This is a genomic window from Streptomyces sp. Isolate_45, from assembly GCF_024721315.2.
Lineage (GTDB): Bacteria > Actinomycetota > Actinomycetes > Streptomycetales > Streptomycetaceae > Streptomyces.
Map to the genome: position 1 here is coordinate 41,978 of NZ_JANFAK020000015.1, position 17,423 is coordinate 59,400.

At 72.6% G+C, this 17,423-nt stretch carries 17 protein-coding genes and 1 pseudogene; 10 read left to right on the forward strand and 8 right to left on the reverse strand.

What is annotated here, in order from left to right; genetic code table 11:
- Nucleotides 1-234 precede the first annotated feature (234 nt).
- Both NOD94_RS07875 and NOD94_RS07880 read left to right on the forward strand, forming a co-directional pair.
- Nucleotides 235-1,905: a glycosyl hydrolase family 18 protein gene (locus NOD94_RS07875; RefSeq protein ID WP_281205063.1), complete on the forward strand. Its 1,671-nt coding sequence runs from the start codon at nt 235-237 to the stop codon at nt 1,903-1,905.
- A 125-nt stretch (nt 1,906-2,030) separates the two neighbouring features.
- A complete protein-coding gene (locus tag NOD94_RS07880; RefSeq protein ID WP_281205019.1) occupies nt 2,031-3,365 on the forward strand; it encodes a M14 family metallopeptidase in 1,335 nt (444 codons plus the stop codon).
- Nucleotides 3,366-3,428: 63 nt separating this feature from the next.
- Here NOD94_RS07880 and NOD94_RS07885 read toward each other — a convergent pair whose 3' ends face one another.
- Both NOD94_RS07885 and NOD94_RS07890 read right to left on the reverse strand, forming a co-directional pair.
- The gene (locus NOD94_RS07885) at nt 3,429-3,839 is read right to left on the reverse strand and encodes a RidA family protein (RefSeq protein WP_281205020.1); all 411 of its coding nucleotides are present in this window, start codon (nt 3,837-3,839) and stop codon (nt 3,429-3,431) included.
- On the reverse strand, nt 3,836-4,597 hold the full coding sequence (locus NOD94_RS07890; protein WP_281205021.1) for an IclR family transcriptional regulator: 762 nt from the start codon (nt 4,595-4,597) through the stop codon (nt 3,836-3,838). The genes NOD94_RS07885 and NOD94_RS07890 overlap by 4 nt, the downstream gene beginning before the upstream one ends.
- A gap of 158 nt (nt 4,598-4,755) precedes the next feature.
- Here NOD94_RS07890 and NOD94_RS07895 point away from each other — a divergent pair, with 158 nt between their 5' ends.
- From NOD94_RS07895 to NOD94_RS07905, 3 genes are read left to right on the forward strand one after another with little or no spacing between them, the layout of a single operon-like run.
- A complete protein-coding gene (locus tag NOD94_RS07895) occupies nt 4,756-6,036 on the forward strand; it encodes an amino acid deaminase (protein WP_281205022.1) in 1,281 nt (426 codons plus the stop codon).
- Between the two features lie 9 nt (nt 6,037-6,045).
- A complete protein-coding gene (locus NOD94_RS07900) occupies nt 6,046-7,626 on the forward strand; it encodes a D-aminoacylase (RefSeq protein ID WP_281205023.1) in 1,581 nt (526 codons plus the stop codon).
- A 16-nt stretch (nt 7,627-7,642) separates the two neighbouring features.
- A complete protein-coding gene (locus NOD94_RS07905) occupies nt 7,643-8,662 on the forward strand; it encodes a YdcF family protein (protein WP_281205024.1) in 1,020 nt (339 codons plus the stop codon).
- Between the two features lie 94 nt (nt 8,663-8,756).
- Here NOD94_RS07905 and NOD94_RS07910 read toward each other — a convergent pair whose 3' ends face one another.
- On the reverse strand, nt 8,757-10,106 hold the full coding sequence (locus NOD94_RS07910) for a carbohydrate-binding protein (RefSeq protein WP_281205025.1): 1,350 nt from the start codon (nt 10,104-10,106) through the stop codon (nt 8,757-8,759).
- Between the two features lie 211 nt (nt 10,107-10,317).
- Here NOD94_RS07910 and NOD94_RS07915 point away from each other — a divergent pair, with 211 nt between their 5' ends.
- A complete protein-coding gene (locus NOD94_RS07915; RefSeq protein ID WP_281205026.1) occupies nt 10,318-10,503 on the forward strand; it encodes a hypothetical protein in 186 nt (61 codons plus the stop codon).
- Nucleotides 10,504-10,638: 135 nt separating this feature from the next.
- The gene (locus NOD94_RS07920; RefSeq protein WP_348652321.1) at nt 10,639-11,139 is read left to right on the forward strand and encodes a peptidylprolyl isomerase; all 501 of its coding nucleotides are present in this window, start codon (nt 10,639-10,641) and stop codon (nt 11,137-11,139) included.
- A gap of 74 nt (nt 11,140-11,213) precedes the next feature.
- On the opposite strand, the pseudogene NOD94_RS07925 reads toward NOD94_RS07920, so the two are convergent.
- Nucleotides 11,214-12,119 (reverse strand): annotated as a pseudogene (locus NOD94_RS07925) (LysR family transcriptional regulator); the annotation flags it as partial.
- Nucleotides 12,120-12,228: 109 nt separating this feature from the next.
- On the opposite strand from NOD94_RS07925, the gene NOD94_RS07930 reads away from it, so the two are divergent.
- Nucleotides 12,229-12,738, forward strand: coding sequence for a nitroreductase/quinone reductase family protein (locus NOD94_RS07930; protein WP_281205028.1), 510 nt, complete (start codon nt 12,229-12,231; stop codon nt 12,736-12,738).
- On the opposite strand, the gene NOD94_RS07935 is transcribed toward NOD94_RS07930, so the two are convergent.
- From NOD94_RS07935 to NOD94_RS07950, 4 genes are all read right to left on the reverse strand, one after another.
- A complete protein-coding gene (locus NOD94_RS07935) occupies nt 12,735-13,091 on the reverse strand; it encodes a hypothetical protein (RefSeq protein ID WP_281205029.1) in 357 nt (118 codons plus the stop codon). The two genes, NOD94_RS07930 and NOD94_RS07935, sit on opposite strands and share 4 nt — an antisense overlap.
- A gap of 189 nt (nt 13,092-13,280) precedes the next feature.
- Nucleotides 13,281-13,838, reverse strand: a complete 558-nt coding sequence (locus tag NOD94_RS07940; RefSeq protein ID WP_281205030.1) for a GNAT family N-acetyltransferase — start codon at nt 13,836-13,838, stop codon at nt 13,281-13,283.
- Nucleotides 13,839-13,866: 28 nt separating this feature from the next.
- Nucleotides 13,867-14,271: an SgcJ/EcaC family oxidoreductase gene (locus NOD94_RS07945; RefSeq protein ID WP_281205031.1), complete on the reverse strand. Its 405-nt coding sequence runs from the start codon at nt 14,269-14,271 to the stop codon at nt 13,867-13,869.
- Between the two features lie 339 nt (nt 14,272-14,610).
- The gene (locus tag NOD94_RS07950; RefSeq protein WP_281205032.1) at nt 14,611-14,883 is read right to left on the reverse strand and encodes a hypothetical protein; all 273 of its coding nucleotides are present in this window, start codon (nt 14,881-14,883) and stop codon (nt 14,611-14,613) included.
- Between the two features lie 804 nt (nt 14,884-15,687).
- On the opposite strand from NOD94_RS07950, the gene NOD94_RS07955 reads away from it, so the two are divergent.
- Both NOD94_RS07955 and NOD94_RS07960 read left to right on the forward strand, forming a co-directional pair.
- Entirely contained in the window at nt 15,688-16,899 is a 1,212-nt protein-coding gene (locus NOD94_RS07955) for a pyridoxal phosphate-dependent aminotransferase (protein WP_281205033.1), read from the forward strand.
- Between the two features lie 89 nt (nt 16,900-16,988).
- Nucleotides 16,989-17,381, forward strand: a complete 393-nt coding sequence (locus NOD94_RS07960) for a hypothetical protein (protein ID WP_281205034.1) — start codon at nt 16,989-16,991, stop codon at nt 17,379-17,381.
- The last annotated feature ends 42 nt before the right edge of the window (nt 17,382-17,423 follow it).

Genomic DNA, 17,423 nt, shown 5'->3' on the forward strand with positions numbered 1-17,423 from the left:
TTGCGGATTCCCGTGCCCTGAGCAGGTGTCACAGGTGGCGGGAAACCCGGACAACCGGGATTCGGGGCCCGTTCATTTCAAGCCACTTCGCAAAGACCCTTGACACGGGGATTGGTCTGGACCAACTTGGCTGCGCCAGCACTTGGTCGCGGGGACCCCCCACTCCCCCTCATTCCGCTTATCCCTTCCTCCCCCCACGGAGCCCACGTGAACCGCATACGCTCCCTTGCCCTGTTGGGCGCGGCCACCCTCGCCGCGGGCGGCCTCACGGCCCTCGCCCCCGGCATCGCCCAGGCGGCCGACGTCAACGTCGTGCGCAACGGCGGCTTCGAATCCGGCCTGGCCAACTGGTCCTGTTCCGGTGGCAGCGGCGCCTCCGTCTCCTCCCCGGTCTTCGCCGGTGCGGGCGCGCTGCGCGCCGCCCCCGCGGGCCAGGACAACGCCCGCTGCAGCCAGACCGTCACGGTCAAGCCGAATTCGACGTACACCCTGAGCACCCAGGTCCAGGGCAGCTACGTGTACCTCGGCGCGACCGGCACCGGCACCCAGGACGTCTCCACCTGGACCCCGGGGTCGGGCGCCGGCTGGCAGAAGCTCTCCACGACCTTCTCCACCGGCCCGAACACCACCCAGGTCAGCGTCTGGACCCACGGCTGGTACGGCCAAACCCCTTACGTGATCGATGAGTTCAGCGTCGTCGGCCCCGACGGTGGCGGTGGCACCGACCCCGGCCCGAGCATCCCGGGCGCCCCCGCCGGGACCGCCGTTTCCGGCCAGAGCGCGAGCGCGCTCACCCTTTCGTGGAACGCGGTCGGTGGCGCGGCCGGCTACCACGTCTACCAGGACGGGGTCCGGGTGAAGTCCGTGACGGACGCCTCCGCCCAGATCACCGGGCTCGCGGCGGCGACCTCGTACTCCTTCCAGGTCAGCGCGTACAACGCGGCCGGCGAGGGCACCAGGTCGGCGCCGGTGACCGGTACGACGACGGGCGGCGGCCCCGGTCCCGGCCCGAACCCGTCCGTCCCCAAGCACGCGCTGACCGGCTACTGGCAGAACTTCAACAACGGCGCGACCGTCCAGAAGCTCTCCGACGTCTCGAACGAGTACGACATCATCGCCGTCTCCTTCGCCGACGCCACGACCACGCCCGGCGCCATCACCTTCAACCTCGACTCGGCGGGCCTGAACGGCTACACCGTGCCCCAGTTCAAGGCGGACATCGCCGCGAAGAAGACCGCGGGCAAGTCGGTCATCCTCTCCATCGGCGGCGAGAAGGGCACGATCTCGGTCAACGACTCGGCATCGGCCAACAATCTGGCGAACTCGGCCTGGGCGCTGATGCAGGAGTACGGCTTCAACGGCATCGACATCGACCTGGAGAACGGCCTCAACCCGACCTACATGACGCAGGCGCTGCGCGCCCTGTCGGCCAAGGCCGGCCCGTCCATGGTGCTGACCATGGCGCCGCAGACGATCGACATGCAGTCCACGCAGGGCGGCTACTTCAGGACGGCGCTCAACGTGAAGGACATCCTGACCGTCGTCAACATGCAGTACTACAACAGCGGCGCGATGAACGGCTGCGACGGCAAGGTCTACTCGCAGGGCTCGGTGGACTTCCTGACCGCCCTGGCCTGCATCCAGCTGGAGGGCGGCCTCGACCCGTCCCAGGTGGGCATCGGCGTCCCGGCCTCGCCCAGCGGCGCCGGCAGCGGCTACGTGTCGCCGACCATCGTCAACAACGCCCTGGACTGCCTGGCCCGCGGGACGAACTGCGGATCCTTCAAGCCGTCGAAGACCTACCCGGGTCTGCGCGGGGCGATGACCTGGTCGACCAACTGGGACGCCAAGGCGGGTAGCGCCTGGTCCAACGCGGTGGGTCCCAAGGTCCACGCACTCCCGTAGGCGGTACGAGTGGGGGTGGCCGATTCAGGTCGGCGCACCCGGCAGGTTCTTGACCCGGACATGCCATGAGAGCACGCTGTGCGCGTCCGCACGGCTACCCCCACACTCCCGACCCAGGAGAACGCATGCGGCTCCACACCCGCCGGAGGTCCGCCGTCACGGCGGCCCTGCTGGCGCTCGCGCTCGGCGCACCCGCCTACGGCATGAGCGCGACGGCAGCCCCGCCACCCACCCCGTCCACCGCCACCCAGGACGAGGCCATCGTCCAGTACCGGATCCACGGGCCGTCCACCGTCGCCGACCGGACGGCCCTGCTGCGCACCGGAGTGTCGATCGACGAGGTGGACGACCACACCGTGGTCGTCAGCGCCGACACCATGCAGGCCAAGGACCTCCGCAAGCGCGGCTACCAACTGACCGCCCTGCCCGGCCCCCCGGACCGCTCCGAGCCCGGCATCGCCTCCGGGACCATGGACTTCCCGTCCGCCGACTCGAAGTACCACAACTACGCCGAGGCGACCGCGGAGATCGACCAGCGCATCGCCCAGTACCCCGGGATCATGAGCAAGCGCGTCATCGGCAAGTCGTACCAGGGCCGGGACATGTTCGCGATCAAGATCAGCGACAACGTCGCCACCGACGAGGCCGAGCCCGAGGTGCTCTTCACCGCGCACCAGCACGCCCGCGAGCACCTCACCGTCGAGATGGCCCTGTACCTGCTGAAGGAGTTCGGCTCCAAGTACGGCACGGAGTCCCGGATCACCAACACGGTCAACAACCGCGAGATCTGGATCGTGCCGGACCTCAACCCCGACGGCGGCGAGTACGACATCGCCACCGGCTCCTACCGCTCCTGGCGCAAGAACCGGCAGCCGAACTCCGGCTCCTCCTACGTCGGCACGGACCAGAACCGGAACTGGAACTACAAGTGGGGCTGCTGCGGCGGCTCCAGCAGCAGCAAGAGTTCCGAGACCTACCGGGGCCCGGCCGCCGAGTCCGCCCCCGAGGTGAAGGTGGTCTCCGACTTCGTCCGCAGCCGCGTCGTCGGCGGCAAGCAGCAGATCAAGGCCTCGATCGACTTCCACACGTACAGCCAGCTCGTGCTCTGGCCCTTCGGCTGGACGTACAACGACACCGCGCCCGGCCTGACCGCCGACGACCTCGCCGCCTTCAAGAAGGTCGGCACCGGCATGGCGGCCAGCAACGGCTACACGCCCGAGCAGTCCAGCGACCTCTACATCACCGACGGCACGATCGACGACTGGCTGTGGGGCAGCCAGAAGATCTTCGCCTACACCTTCGAGTTGTACCCGTCGAGCTCGGGCGGCGGCGGCTTCTACCCGCCCGACGAGGTGATCGACCGCGAGACCTCCCGCAACAAGGAGGCCGTGCTCCAACTCCTGGAGAACGCGGACTGCATGTACCGCTCGATCGGCAAGGAAGCCCAGTACTGCACCTGACGGGTTGCCGGCCGTACGGCCCGAGGGGGCGCCCCGCCGCCAGGGGGCGCCCCCTCGGCGCGCTCAGCCCAGGACGGCCAGCGCGTCGATCTCGACCAGCAGCCCGGCCGGCAGGCCCACGTAGACCGTGGTGCGGGCGGCCGGCGCCTCCTTGAGGCCCTGCTCCTCGAAGTAGGCGTTGTAGATCTCGTTCATCTCGGCGAAGTGCGCGGTGTCCGTCAGGTAGACGCGGATCATCATCGCGTCGTCCCAGGTCGCCCCGCCCGCCTCCAGCACGGACCGGACGTTCTCCAGCGTCTGCAGGGTCTGCGCGCGCAGCGTCGGCCCGGCCGGCGTCGGCGCCTGCCCCGCCACCGCGGGCAGGAAGCCGACCTGGCCGGCGACCTGGAGGATGTTGCCCTTGCGCACACCGTGCGAGAACCTCGCGGGCGGCGCGGTGTGGGTGTCGGGGGCGATGGCGGTCTTCTCGGTCACGGAGCGTCCTCGCTGGGTTCGGAGCCGGAGTACTCCCGGCTGATGGTGTCGGCGGTACGGCGTACCAGGGGCAGCAGTTCGAGCAGTTCGTCGGGGCCCGCGACCACACCGGGCGCCGAGACGGACATGGCGGCGACGACCCGCCCGCCCGGGCCGCGCACGGGCGCGCCCACGCAGTTGAGCGCCTCCTCGTGGCCGCCCAGGTCGGCGGCCCAGCCCTGCCGGCGCACGAGGGCCAGCTCGGTCAGGAAGGCGTCCGCGTCCGGCGTGGAGCGGGCGGTGTAGCGGGGGTATTCGATGCGCGCGGCCAGACTCCGCCGGTCGGCCTCCGGCAGGTCGGCCAGGATCACCTTGGCGACGGCGGCCACGGTCAGCGGGACGGGCCGGCCGATGCGGGAGTACATCCGCACCGGGTAGCGGCTGTCGACCTTGTCGATGTAGACGACCTCGTCGTCCTGGTGCAGCGCCAGGTGGACGGTGTGCCCGGTGAGCCGGTTCAGCTCGACCAGGTGCGGGTGCGCGACCTCGCGCACGTCCAGGTTCTCCACCGCCTCCGCCGCCAGCGCGAACAGGCCCGCGCCGAGTCGGTAGCGGCCGTCCGGCTGCCGGTACACGAACCCCTGCGCGTGCAGGGTCCGCAGCAGCCGCAGCGCGGTGCTCTTGTGCACGCCGAGCCCGTCGGCGACGTCCCCGAGCCCGGCGGGGCCCTTCGCGAGCGCCGGCAGGATCCGCAGCGCACGCTCCACCGACTGGCTCACGCCGTGTCCTCTCCTCCGTCCGCCCGCGCGGCGGCGGGTTCCGGCGCCGCACCGGGCTTCGCCCGTTGACCCGCCGTCATCCGGGATGTTAGACAGCATGCAGCGACATACGCAACGACCGTTGCGGTACGCGCAACACGCCCGGGAGGCACCCGCACATGCCCAGCGACCCCGTCCAGGCCCTCGCCGACGAACCGGTCGACCACCGGTTCAAGGGCCTCCCCCCGGACGCCGAGCGCGCCGGCCTGACCGTCGGCGCCCTCGCCGCCGAGGCCCGCAACCTGCACACGGGCGGGTTCACCACGCCCGTGCTCACCCTCGACGCGGACGCGCTGGAACACAACCTCACCGCACTCGGGGAATACTCGAAGCGCCACGGGCTGGCCTTCGCCCCGCACGGCAAGACCTGCATGTCGCCGCAGCTCTTCCGGCGCCAGCTGGAACACGGCGCGTGGGGCATCACCGCGGCCGTCCCCCACCAGGCCCGCGTCTACCGCGCCTTCGGCATCGGGCGGATCTTCCTCGCCAACGAGCTCGTCGACCCCGCCGCCCTGCGCTGGGTCGCCGCCGAACTCACCGCCGACCCCGACTTCCGCTTCGTCTGCTACGTCGACTCCGTGCGCGGCGTCCAGCTCATGGACCGGGCGCTGGCCGGGCAGCCGGCCGTCATCGACGTCGTCGTCGAGCTCGGCGCCGGTGAGGGCGCCCGCACCGGCGCCCGCAGCGACGAGGACTGCCGGGCCGTCGCCGACGCCGTCGCCGCCACGGACACCCTGCGCCTCGTCGGCGTCGCCGGCTACGAGGCCGAGGTCCCCGGCGCCGACCCGTCGAACGTCCACGCCTACCTGCGCCGGCTGACCGCCCTCGCCGTCGAGTTCGACAAGGCCGGACGGTACTCCCCCGACGTCCGCGAGATCGTCGTCAGCGCCGGCGGCTCCGCCTGGTTCGACTCCGTCGCCGACGTCTTCGCCGAGCTCCCGGAGCTCTCCCGGCCGGTCCTGAGGCTGCTGCGGTCCGGCGCGTACGTCTCCCACGACCACGGCTGGTACGGCCGCCTGACCCCCTTCAACCGGATCCCGGAGGAGGGCGGCCTGCGCCCCGCCTTCCGGCTGTGGACCCAGGTCGTCTCCCGCCCCTCGCCCACCCAGGCGTTCGTCAACGCGGGCAAGCGCGACGTCGCCTACGACCTCGGTCTGCCCGAGGCCGAACTGGTCCGCGACGCCCTCACCGGCGAGGAAAGGCCCGCGACCGGGGTCCGGATCGTCAAGCTCTCCGACCAGCACGCCTGGCTGGAGACCGACTCGGCCGAGGACGTACAGGTCGGCGACTGGGTGGCGCTCGGCATGTCCCACCCCTGCACGATCTTCGAGAAGTGGCCGCTGATCCCGGTCGTCCGGGCGGACGGAACGGTCACCGACTACGTCCGCACCTTCTTCTAGGCGCCGGCCGTGGACCTGGTCATCCGCGGGGCCCGCGTCGCCGACGGCACGGGCGGACCCTCGTACACCGCGGACGTCTCCGTGCACGAGGGCCGCATCGCCGGGATCGGCCGGATCCCCGGCGGCGGCCGACGCACCCTCGACGCCCACGGCCTCGTCCTGGCCCCCGGCTTCATCGACATGCACGCCCACAGCGACCTCGCGCTGCTCCGCGACCCGGACCACGGCGCGAAGGCCGCCCAGGGCGTCACCCTCGAAGTCCTCGGCCAGGACGGCCTGTCGTACGCGCCCGTCGACGACCGCACCCTCGAAGGCGTACGGGCCGCCATCACCGGCTGGAACGGCCCCGGCGACGACGTCGACTTCGACTGGCGCACCGTCGGCGGCTACCTCGACCGCCTGGACCGGGCCCACGGCGGACGGGGCATCGCCGTCAACGCCGCCTACCTCGTCCCCCAGGGCACCGTCCGCGCCCTCGCCCTCGGCTGGGACGACCGGCCCGCGACCCCCGCCGAACTGGACCGGATGCGCCGGCTCGTCGCCGAGGGCCTCGAACAGGGCGCCGTCGGCATGTCCTCCGGCCTGACCTACACCCCCGGCATGTACGCCTCCGGGTCCGAACTCACCGAACTGTGCCGGGTCGTGGCCCGGTACGGCGGCTACTACTGCCCCCACCACCGCAGTTACGGCCACGGCGCCCTCGCCGCCTACGCCGAGATGGTGGAGCTGACCCGGCGGGCCGGCTGCGCCCTGCACCTCGCGCACGCCACCATGAACTTCGCCGAGAACGAGGGCCGGGCCCCCGAACTCCTCGCCCTGCTGGACGCGGCGCTCGACGCGGGCGCCGACATCACCCTCGACACCTATCCGTACACCCCCGGCTGCACCACCCTCGTCGCGCTGCTGCCCAGCTGGGCCAACGAGGGCGGCCCGCAGGCCGTCCTGGCCCGCCTGCGCGACGACACCGGGGCCGAACGGATCCGCCACGCGCTGGAGGTCGAGGGCGCCGACGGCTGCCACGGCGTCCCCGTCGACTGGTCGACGATCGAGATATCCGGAGTCGGCGACCCCGCCCTCGCCGGGTACGTCGGCACCCGCCTCGACGGCTGGGACACCGCCCGCGGGCTGCTGCTCGACGACCGGCTCGCACCGACCGTCCTCCAGCACGTCGGCCACGAGGACAACGTCCGCGCGATCATGCGCCACCGCGTCCACACCGGCGGCTCCGACGGCATCCTCCAGGGCGCCAAACCCCACCCCCGGGCGTACGGCACCTTCCCGCACTACCTCGGCCGGTACGTCCGCGAGCTCGGCGTCCTCGGGCTGGAGGAGTGCGTGGCCCACCTCTCCGGCCGCCCGGCGGCCCGGCTGCGGCTGCCCGACCGGGGCCTGGTCCGCGTCGGCCACCGCGCGGACCTGGTGCTGTTCGATCCGGACACGGTCGCCGCCGGCTCCACGTACGAGCGGCCCCGGACGCTGCCGACCGGCATCCCGTACGTGCTGATCGACGGGCGTTTCGTCATGCGGGACGGGCGCAGGACGGACGTGCTGGCCGGGCGCGCCGTGCGCCGGACGACGCCTCCCGGCTGACACCTACGATGGCGCCATGGTCGCCTTCGTCCTCGCCGCCCTCCTCTTCGTCGCCTTCGGCATAAGCGCCCGGAGGGACCGCCGCCGCTTCCGCAACGCCGTCCTGCTCGGGCTGACCGGCGTGGCGCTCTCCTTCGCCGTGCTGCTGCAAGTCGCGGCGCTGCCGGGCTGGGTGGCGGTCGCCGCCCTGCTGCTCGTCCTCACCGTGCCCACCTTCGGTCTGGTGGCCGCCGGGGTCTTCCTCATCGGCAACGGCGTGACGATGGTCCGCAAGGAGGGCACGCGGCTGCCCAACCTGCTGTCCCTGCTCGCCGGCCTCGGGATCTTCGCGATGATCGCGCTGCTGGTCTCCGTCGGCGTCTCCGACTCGGCGGCCCTCACGGGGGCGGTCGCCACCCTCGCCCTGGTCGTCGGGTACGTCTCCTTCGTGTTCCTGTCCTTCATCGGGTACGCCTTCCTCTACGGCCGGATCAAGGTGCGCGGCGACGTCGACCACGTGGTGATGCTCGGTTCGGGCCTGATCGGCGGGGACCGGGTGCCGCCGCTGCTGGCCTCGCGCCTGCGCAAGGGGCAGCAGATCCACGACGCCCAGGTGGCGCGCGGCGGCAGGCCGCCGGTGCTGCTGGTGTCGGGCGGCAAGGGGTCCGACGAGAGGGTCTCCGAGGCCCGTGCGATGGCGGACTGGCTGATCGGGCAGGGCGCGCCGGCCGAGCACGTACGGCTGGAGGACCGGTCGCGCACGACCGAGGAGAACATGCTGTTCAGCCGGGAGATCATGGAGGCGGAGGTGCCCGGCTACCGGTGCGTGGTGGTCACCAACAACTTCCACGCGTTCCGGGCCGCGATGATGGCCCGCAAGTCCGGGGTGAACGGGCAGGTCGTGGGTTCGCCGACCGCCCGCTACTTCCTGCCGACCGCCACGCTGCGCGAGTTCGTCGCCGTGTTCTGGGAGCACCGCAGGGTGAACCTGGCCATCTGCGGTGCGCTGACCGCCTTCGGCGCGGTGGTCTCGGTCGCGGCGCTGCTCACGTTCTGACGGGCCGACGGACGGGTCGCGGCGCACGGCGGAGGCGCCGTGACTCCCCCCTCGGCAGTCACGGCGCCTCCTGTTCACGCGGGTCGCGCGGCGGCTACAGCCGTTGCCACAGCGCCGGGACCGCCGGCGGCTCCCAACCCGTCTGCGCCTGGTGGCCCTGGAGGCAGCGGTACGTCGCGCCGCCGTAGGTGACGGTGGCTCCGGTGGCGTAGACGCCGCCGGCCTTCCAGGTGCCGCCGGGCTCGGGGTCGCCGGGGCCGGGGCCCGGGTCGCTGCCGGCGGTCTTCAGGGTGAGCCCGTACGCGGACAGGATCGGGTTCAGCGGCTGGAAGAAGGTGGTCCCGCCGCTGGAGCAGTTGCCGGAGCCTCCGGAGGTCACGCCCTGGGCCTGGCTGCCGGAGATGTAGGAGCCGCCGGAGTCGCCGGGCTCGGCGCAGACGGTCGTCCGGGTCACGCCCGAGATGGTGCCCTCGGGGTAGGTGACGCTCGTGTTGTGCTGCTGGACGGTCCCGCAGTGCCAGCCGGTGGTCGAGCCGGAGCGGCACACGGAGGACCCGACGGGTTGCAGCACCGAGCCGGTGACCTGGACGTTCGCCCCGCCGCTGCCCTTGACGAAGGGGGTCGAGGTCCAGTTGCCGTTCGCGGCGACCCAGGCCATGTCGTTGCCGGGGAAGACGGACGCCTGGAAGGAACCCTGCGCGACCTGGTTGAAGCCGCTGGTGGTGGTCCCGGCCCGGCCGCAGTGGCCGGCCGTCGCGAAGCCCTGCGTGGTGCCCTTGGTGACGGGGAAGCCGACCGAGCAGCGGCCGCTGCCGTTCATGTAGTACGCGTCCCCGCCCCGCAGGTCGTACAGCGGCCGGGGCGCCTCGGCGGTACGGACGACCGTGGCCAGGGCGGAGTCGGTCCCGGTGGCGGCGAGCAGCCGTGCGGCGGCGCCGGGCCGGGTCTCCTCGATGACCAGGGCGTTGGTGCGGGTGTCGACGTAGCGCACCGGCGTTTCGGCGGTGGCGGCCCGGTCCAGGGCGGCCTTCGCCGCGTCCAGGTCGGCCAGCGAACGGCCGACGAGCCTCGCCTCGGCTCCGGCCGCGCGTATCGCGGCGGTGTCGGCGGCGCGGGTGGTGGCGACCGTCAGGGTGCCCGCGTCGGCCCCGTCCAGCCAGGCCCCGGCGAAGGCGGCGCCGAGCCGGTCCCGGAGCCGGGCGGCGGTGGCCCCGGCCTCGGCCTCGTGGGCGAGCCGCGTCCTGGCCTGGGTGGGGGTCAGGCCGAGGTCGCGCTGCATGGCGGCGAGCAGTTCGGGTTGGGCGTCGGCGGTGCGCAGGGTCTCGGCGGCCGAGGCGGCGGGCGGACTCGGCGCGTCCGCGGCGGTGGCCCCGCCGGTGGCGGCCAGCAGCAGCCCGGCGGCGGCCAGGGCGGTACACGCCGTGCGGGCGTGTCGCTTGAGCATGGGGGATCTCCTCGGTTCGGTGGGGGTCCTCGACACCGTAGGAATCCGAACCGCCTTGCGGGAGCCGTCGGTTGGCCCCTCCCCCGGTGGTATGGCCGGTCCGCGCCGGCATCCGGGGCCCGGTCGTGGGCCGGCCACGGGCCGGCCGAGGTGCGTTCATGGAGCGGCCGCCGCACGATGGGGGCCAAGGGGGCAGTGGAAGGGGTACGCGATGGACAGTGAATCGGACCAGCAGCCCACCCGGTCGGACCGGCTCTTCACCGGTGGGGAGCGGCCGTACGACCCTGAGGACCTTGTGATGGCGACCGGCCACGACCCGACTCCGGAGCGGATCGAGAAGGCGCGCCAGATGATCGAGAAGGAGGGTCCGCAGGTCATCGAGCGCTACCTGCCGTAGCCGGCCCCGCCCCCGCGGGCGGCCGATGACGCTGCTGTGGGCCCGGCCCGGGGCGCACACCCCGGGCCGTGGCCTTCCGGTCACCCTCTGCGATGCTGTGTGGCACGTTCCAGCCCCAGAAGGGACCCGACCCGCATGCCTCAGGTGAAGCTGACCACCAGCCTCGGCGCCTTCGTCATCGACCTCCACGCCGAGCAGGCCCCGGCCTCGGTCGCGAACTTCCTCGCGTACGTGGAGAGCGGCCACTACGACGGCACGGTCTTCCACCGGGTGATCCCCGGCTTCATGAACCAGGGCGGCGGGCTCACCGCGGACATGCGGCAGAAGCCGACCCGTGAACCCGTCCGCAACGAGGCGGACAACGGGCTGCGGAACACCCGGTACACGGTCGCCATGGCCCGGACGAGCGCGCCGCACTCGGCGACCTCGCAGTTCTTCGTCAACACCGCCGACAATCCGGCGCTGGACCACACCTCGACCACCCCCGGCGGGTACGGCTACGCGGTCTTCGGCGTGGTCACGGAGGGCCAGGACGTGGTGGATTCGATCGCCGCGGTCCGCACCGGCCGGGCGGGCGGGCACGGGGACGTCCCGCTGGTCCCGGTCGTGATCGAGAAGGCCGCCCCGCTGGGCTGACCCCCGCCCCCGACCCCCCGCCCGGCGGCGGGGGCGGGGACCGCGGGAGCCGGGGGCGGTACGGGCGGCACGGCCGAGGCCGACCTGGCCAGGGCGTCCGCGTGCGCGGTCCGGGCGTGCTCCAGCACGGTCGCCGCCCGGGCGGCGACCGGCGCCGCCGGATGCCAGCCCAGCAGGTGCCGCCACACCAGCGGGCTCCCGGCGAGCGGCCGGGTCAGCACCCCCGGGGTCACGGGGAACGTCGCCCGGCACAGCCCCACGGCCCGCCCCACCTGGACGAGGTGCACGCACGAGGCGGTGTCCGTCTCGTACACGCAGGCCGGCGCGAACCCGGCGCGCACGCACGCCGCCGCGAAGCAGTCCCCGAAGCAGCCGTCGCCCGGTACGTCGGTCCAGGCCTCGGCGGCGAGCTCCGCCAGCTCGATCTCCGCCCGGTGGGCCAGGGGGTGGTCCTCGGCCAGCATCACGTGCACCGGGTCCCGCGCCACCTCCATCCAGGCCAGCCGGCCCGGCTCCGGCGGCGGGCTCTCGCCGCACACCCCGACCAGGGCGAAGTCCAACCGCCCGGCGGCGACGCCCGCCGCGACCTCGCGCTCCGACCAGGACGTGTACGTCGTCACGGAGACCCCGGGCTCCTGCCCGGCGATCCGGTCGACGAGGCCGCCGAGCAGCGGCCCGTGCGTCCCCCCGAGCCGGTAGCCGGCCGCCCCCTGCCGGGCGAAGCGCACCGCCTCCTCCTGCAACTCGCACACCGCGGGCAGCACTACCCGGGCCCGCTCCAGCACCAACTCCCCGAGCGCGGTGGCCCGTACGCCGTCCCGCCCGCGCAGGAACAGCGCCCCGCCCAGGGCCCGCTCGATCCGCTTGAGCTGCGCGCTCAGCGCGGGCTGCGCGAGCCCGAGCGCGGTGGCGGCGCGGGTCAGGCTCCCGGCGTCGGCGACGGCCCTGACGATCTTGAGGTGCCTCAACTCCAGATCCATGGTCCGAGCTTGGTCCAGACCTGTGCGCATGCGCTACGGGTGTGCCGCATCCAGAATCGAGGGAGGCTCGTTAGCCGTCCGGGGGGCCGCCCTACGGAGGTCAGGAAAGATGAACAGCGTCACCGTCGCCGTCGACTGGGACCACCCCACGGACCCGCGCCCCGGACCGCGGCTCGACCACGTACGCACCTACGTGAGCAGCGGCGGCGCCGACGGCCACCTCTGGCGCGGCGTCCCCACCCTCCTGCTGACCACCGTCGACCGTGCCACCGGTCGGACCGTGCGCACCCCGCTGATCTACGGCCGGGACGCCGGCCGGCACCTCCTCGTGGCCGCCGCCTCGGGCGGTCCGCACCACCCCGCCTGGTACGAGAACCTCACCGCCCACCCGGAGGTCCGCCTCCAGGTGGGCCCGCGCGTCCTCGCCGGCCGGGCCCGCACGGCGGACCGGGCGGAGCGGGAGACGTACTGGGAGGCGATGACGGCCCTGTGGCCCCTCTTCGACGACCACCAGGCCTCGGCGTGGCCGCGCGAGCTGCCGCTGGTGATCGTCGAGGGGGGCGGGGCGCGCGACGACAGGTTCCGGGCGGCCGGGGCTTTTGGGCGGCCGGGGCTTTAGGCGGCCGGGGCGTCGAAGCGCACCGAGCGCACCTCCAGCTGGTCCGTGGCCGGGCTGCCGTTCGCCCGGAGCCGCCACTCGCGACCCGTGCAGAGCGCGCCCGAGTAGACGGTCACCGGGGTGTTCGTCCGGTTGTGCGGGCCGTAGCCGGGCGGCACTTCGTCGTCGCCGACGGCGAAGAGGTTGATGCACTTGCCGCTGTGCGGGTCGTTCAGGGTGATGCGCTCCTCGTGGCCGAGGTCGGTGACGTACTTGTAGCTGAACTCTCCCGTGGCGGCGAGGGCCGAGCCGGGCAGTGAGAGGACCAGCGTGAGGGCGCCGAGGGTGGCGGCGACGGTGTTGCGGAGCTTCATGACGGGTGGATCCCTTCCGGGGACGAGCGGGCGGTCGAGGGGTTGCTGCGGGCCCGACCCTAGGAGGCCCGACCCGCGACGAATCGATCCGCCGCGGGCACCCACCGGCGCGTCCGCGCACCACCACCCGTTCGGCCGGGACCGGGCGCGGGGGCGGGCGGGGTTACCGGCTCGCCCGCCCCGGCGGGGTCACACGCCCGCCGCGGTGGCCACCGCGCCGTAGGTACGGCCCTCCGCGACGTAGTCGCCCAGCGGCGTCATCCCGAACCCGTCGACGTGCACCTTCCAGGACGGCACGTTGCCCGCCTCGATGAACGCCACCACCGCCTCGGCGCGCTCCGCCGCCGCCGCGACGGCCATCGTGAACAGCCCCCGCGCGACGCCGCGGCCGCGGTGCGCGGCGTCGACCACCACCGGCCCGTACAGCAGCCACCGCACCTCGCGCAGCGGACGCCCCTCCCACCGCAGCACGTCCTGGGCCGCCAGCAACCCCCGGACCGCGGGCGGAGGGGCGGGCAGGTCCGCGGCCACCGACAGGGCAAGAAGCCCCACGACCGTCCCGTCGCCGTCGTCCGCGACGAGCAGTTCCCCGCCCGCGGCCATGTCCCGCAGGGCATCGACTCCGAAGGCCCCCTGCACGAAGCCCTGACGGGAGCGCTGCTCGGGCGTCAGTGCGTCGTGGTGATTGGCCGCGAACAGCGCGGCCATGGCGGGCGCGTCGGCCTCGGTGGCGTATCGGTAGCGCATGGGCCGATGCTCCCACCGCCGTGAGGGGCTAGTCGGCGACGACACCCGTGTTCTGGCAGGCGGTCAGCAACCAGCGGCCGTCGTCCTGCTTCGAGACCACGTACAGCGGGGCGCCCCGGCTCTCGCCGTCCGCCGACCGGTAGATCTGGCTGACCTTGACGGCCGCCACGTCCGGGCGGATGAACAGCACGTGGGCGACCTCGTAGCTGACCTCGCCGTCCCAACTGGCGGCGGGAAGGACGCTGCGGGTGAACTCCGCGATGGCGTCGAAGCCGAGGAGGATCTTGCCGTGGGCCGTCGTCCAGATCGCCTCCGGGTGGAAGAGGGAGAGGAACTCCTCGGGGTCCTTGTTCCGCTGGGAGTGCTCAACGGTGGCGACGAGCTGGTGGATCGCATCGATTTCCGTCGCGCGCGACGTGGCTTCCGTAGTCATGACCGAATCCTCTTACCTCAAGTCGAGTTGAGGTCAAGGGCCATGGCTGTGGAGTGTCATCTCGGCGTCAAGCGGGCGCAGTTCGCGGGGTGGGGGGTGGGGGGCGGGAGTGGGTCTCTCAGCGACGAGACGAGGGGCCGGGGATCGGACCACCGGGCATACGGGCACGTCACAGGCCCTGTTGGCAGGGCCGGGGGCCCGACCGAGGACCCTACTCACCCACCACGACGACGCCGACCGGGAATGCGATCGAGCGGGGCGACGCGCCGGATCGCCAATGGGTCGTCGCTCGGTTCGGCGTCCGGCGGTCGTCCTGGGGTGTTTTACGGGGAGGTCGGGCTAGTTGGGGGCCACTCGACAGGCGGTCACTGCGGTTCCGTTGGTCACGCCGCCTTCGGTCAGGCCTGTCACGCACTTCGCATGGTCGCCGGTCAGGCCGACGTAACACGCCATGCGAATGGAGTCGGGGGCCTCGCCGCCCTGTAGCTCCCGCTCGACCTGGTTGATGCAGGCCGTGACGTCCGCGTGGGCGGCGGGAGCCGTGAAGGCCACGCCGCCGACCGCGAGGGCCAGACCGCTGAGGACACCTGCGATACGGGTGGACGTGCGCATGGACGCACCTGCTCTCCGGGATCGTTGAGCGGCCCGGGACCTGGAGGCGCCGGATCCGGCTCGACAGGACTCCCCCTCCTGCATTCGACGCTAGAGCAGCCCCTTCCCTCACGCACCCGCTGAACCCATTCCCCCTGCTCAAGGCGGTCGTCGGACGCCGAACCGAGCGATGCACGGAGTAGATCCGGCGCGTGTCCCCGCCCACCTGCGCCCCAGGCCGATGTCGTCGTTCTGACGGTCAGGTAGGGCCCGGGGCCCTTTGCCGCGCCCGTGGCCCGGCCGCAGGCCCTCCGGGCGAGCCCGCATGCCCGGCCTACCGACCCCCGGCGCCTCGTCTCGTCCTGACGGACCCGCTCCTGGCCATGGATCCCCCATGCCGTTCCTTCGGGGGCTTCCCGACAGTCTTCGGCATTCCGGGGCGGGCCGGTCGGTCAAGGGTGGCCGAAGGCCATCGCGAAGCCACGCGACCGCAGGGAGCGCCCTTGAGGGACCGGCCCGACACGGAAGGACAGTGGACCGGCGGGCAGCCCCCGGACCACACCCGACCCCGACCGAGGGAACACACCCCCCCCACCCAACCCACCCCTCACCGAAGCCCCCACCCCCCAAGGTGACGAGCGCAACACCCCCGCCGCTCCCCCTCCCCCCTGCTTCCATTCCGTAGGCCGTACCCGTCGCCCGGTCGCCGTTTCCAAGGGGGGAGCGGGGTGCCACCCTCCCATCACGCGAAACGGGACAATTACCGCCACCGATCCCCGCCCGAAAGGCCGAGCGGTGTGGCGCGGGGCCCCGTAAGCTCCCGTCATGCAGGTGATCCAGTCAACGAAACTCGCCAATGTCTGCTACGAGATCCGCGGACCCGTCCTCGAAGAGGCGATGCGGCTCGAAGCGGCAGGTCATCGCATCCTCAAGTTGAACACCGGCAACCCCGCGGCCTTCGGCTTCGAGTGCCCGCCGGAGATCCTTGAGGACATGCTCCGCAACCTGGGCACCGCCCACGGCTACGGGGACGCGAAGGGGCTGCTCTCCGCGCGCCGCGCGGTCATGCAGCACTACCAGACCAAGGGCATCGAGCTGGACGTCGAGGACATCTACCTCGGCAACGGCGTCTCCGAGCTGATCCAGATGTCGATGCAGGCGCTGCTCGACGACGGCGACGAGGTGCTGGTCCCCGCGCCGGACTACCCGCTGTGGACCGCCTCCGTCTCGCTCGCCGGCGGTACGGCCGTGCACTACCGGTGCGACGAGCAGTCCGACTGGATGCCCGACCTCGCCGACATCGAGCGCAAGATCACCGACCGCACCCGCGCCATCGTGATCATCAACCCGAACAACCCGACCGGCGCCGTCTATGACGACGAGATGCTGCGCGGGCTGACGGACATCGCGCGCCGCCACAACCTGGTCGTCTGCTCGGACGAGATCTACGACCGGATCCTCTACGACGGCGTCACGCACACGAACACGGCCGCCATCGCGCCGGACCTGCTGACGCTGACCTTCAACGGGCTGTCGAAGAACTACCGCGTCGCCGGCTTCCGGTCCGGCTGGCTGGCGGTCTGCGGGCCCAAGAAGCACGCCTCCTCGTACATCGAGGGCCTCACGATCCTCGCGAACATGCGCCTGTGCGCGAACATGCCGTCCCAGCACGCCGTGGCCACCGCGCTCGGTGGCCGGCAGTCGATCGAGGACCTGGTCCTGCCGGGCGGGCGGATCCTGGAGCAGCGCAACGTCGCCTACGACCTGCTGACGCAGATCCCGGGCGTGACCTGCGTCAAGCCGAAGGGCGCGCTGTACGCGTTCCCGAAGCTCGACCCGTCCGTCTACAAGATCAAGGACGACCGGCAGATGGTCCTGGACCTGCTCCGGGCCGAGAAGATCATGGTCGTGCACGGCACGGGCTTCAACTGGCCGGAGCCCGACCACTTCCGGATCGTGACGCTGCCGAACGCGAAGGACCTGGCGGACGCGGTGACCCGGATCGGCAACTTCCTGGACGGCTACGGCCAGCCGTAGCCGACCTCCCGGACCTGGTCCCGGATTCAGCTCAACTTTAGAACGGATCCAATGTAGGATGGTCTCCTGACCACGCAGGAGGCCTCCTCATGTACGAGCCGATCCGCACGAAGCCGGTCGTCCACCGCATGGGCGGCAACCGGTCCGACTACCCGCACAGCAGCCGGGGCGAAGCCCTCGACACGCAGCTGGCGGGCCACCTCGCCGCCCTGCTCGCCGTCACCGACGAGCTCGGCCTCGACGAGAGCGCCACGCGCATCGCCGACCAGGTGGCACGCCTGCGCGGGTCCCGGCCCACCCGGGCCGCACACGGTTCCCCCGAGGACTCCGTCGCGCTGCACCGCCGGGCCCACGACCTCGCCGCCCGCGCCCTCGTCGTCGCCGCGTCCCGCGCCGACACCACCGCCGCGATCCTCGCCGCCCAGCGGATGGACGCGCACGCCGCCGCCCTCGACTCCGTCGACCTGGCCGGCGCCCACTGACGGCCCCGGTCCGGGGCCGCGGAGGCTCCGGACCGGGTGCCA

Coding starts and splice junctions, on each gene's coding strand:
- NOD94_RS07880 (WP_281205019.1), top strand. CDS start 2,031: ATGCGGCTCCACACCCGCCGGAGGTCCGCCGTCACGGCGGCCCTGCTG.
- NOD94_RS07895 (WP_281205022.1), top strand. CDS start 4,756: ATGCCCAGCGACCCCGTCCAGGCCCTCGCCGACGAACCGGTCGACCAC.
- NOD94_RS07905 (WP_281205024.1), top strand. CDS start 7,643: ATGGTCGCCTTCGTCCTCGCCGCCCTCCTCTTCGTCGCCTTCGGCATA.
- NOD94_RS07910 (WP_281205025.1), bottom strand. CDS start 10,106: ATGCTCAAGCGACACGCCCGCACGGCGTGTACCGCCCTGGCCGCCGCC.
- NOD94_RS07915 (WP_281205026.1), top strand. CDS start 10,318: ATGGACAGTGAATCGGACCAGCAGCCCACCCGGTCGGACCGGCTCTTC.
- NOD94_RS07920 (WP_348652321.1), top strand. CDS start 10,639: ATGCCTCAGGTGAAGCTGACCACCAGCCTCGGCGCCTTCGTCATCGAC.
- NOD94_RS07930 (WP_281205028.1), top strand. CDS start 12,229: ATGAACAGCGTCACCGTCGCCGTCGACTGGGACCACCCCACGGACCCG.
- NOD94_RS07935 (WP_281205029.1), bottom strand. CDS start 13,091: ATGAAGCTCCGCAACACCGTCGCCGCCACCCTCGGCGCCCTCACGCTG.
- NOD94_RS07940 (WP_281205030.1), bottom strand. CDS start 13,838: ATGCGCTACCGATACGCCACCGAGGCCGACGCGCCCGCCATGGCCGCG.
- NOD94_RS07945 (WP_281205031.1), bottom strand. CDS start 14,271: ATGACTACGGAAGCCACGTCGCGCGCGACGGAAATCGATGCGATCCAC.
- NOD94_RS07950 (WP_281205032.1), bottom strand. CDS start 14,883: ATGCGCACGTCCACCCGTATCGCAGGTGTCCTCAGCGGTCTGGCCCTC.
- NOD94_RS07955 (WP_281205033.1), top strand. CDS start 15,688: ATGCAGGTGATCCAGTCAACGAAACTCGCCAATGTCTGCTACGAGATC.
- NOD94_RS07960 (WP_281205034.1), top strand. CDS start 16,989: ATGTACGAGCCGATCCGCACGAAGCCGGTCGTCCACCGCATGGGCGGC.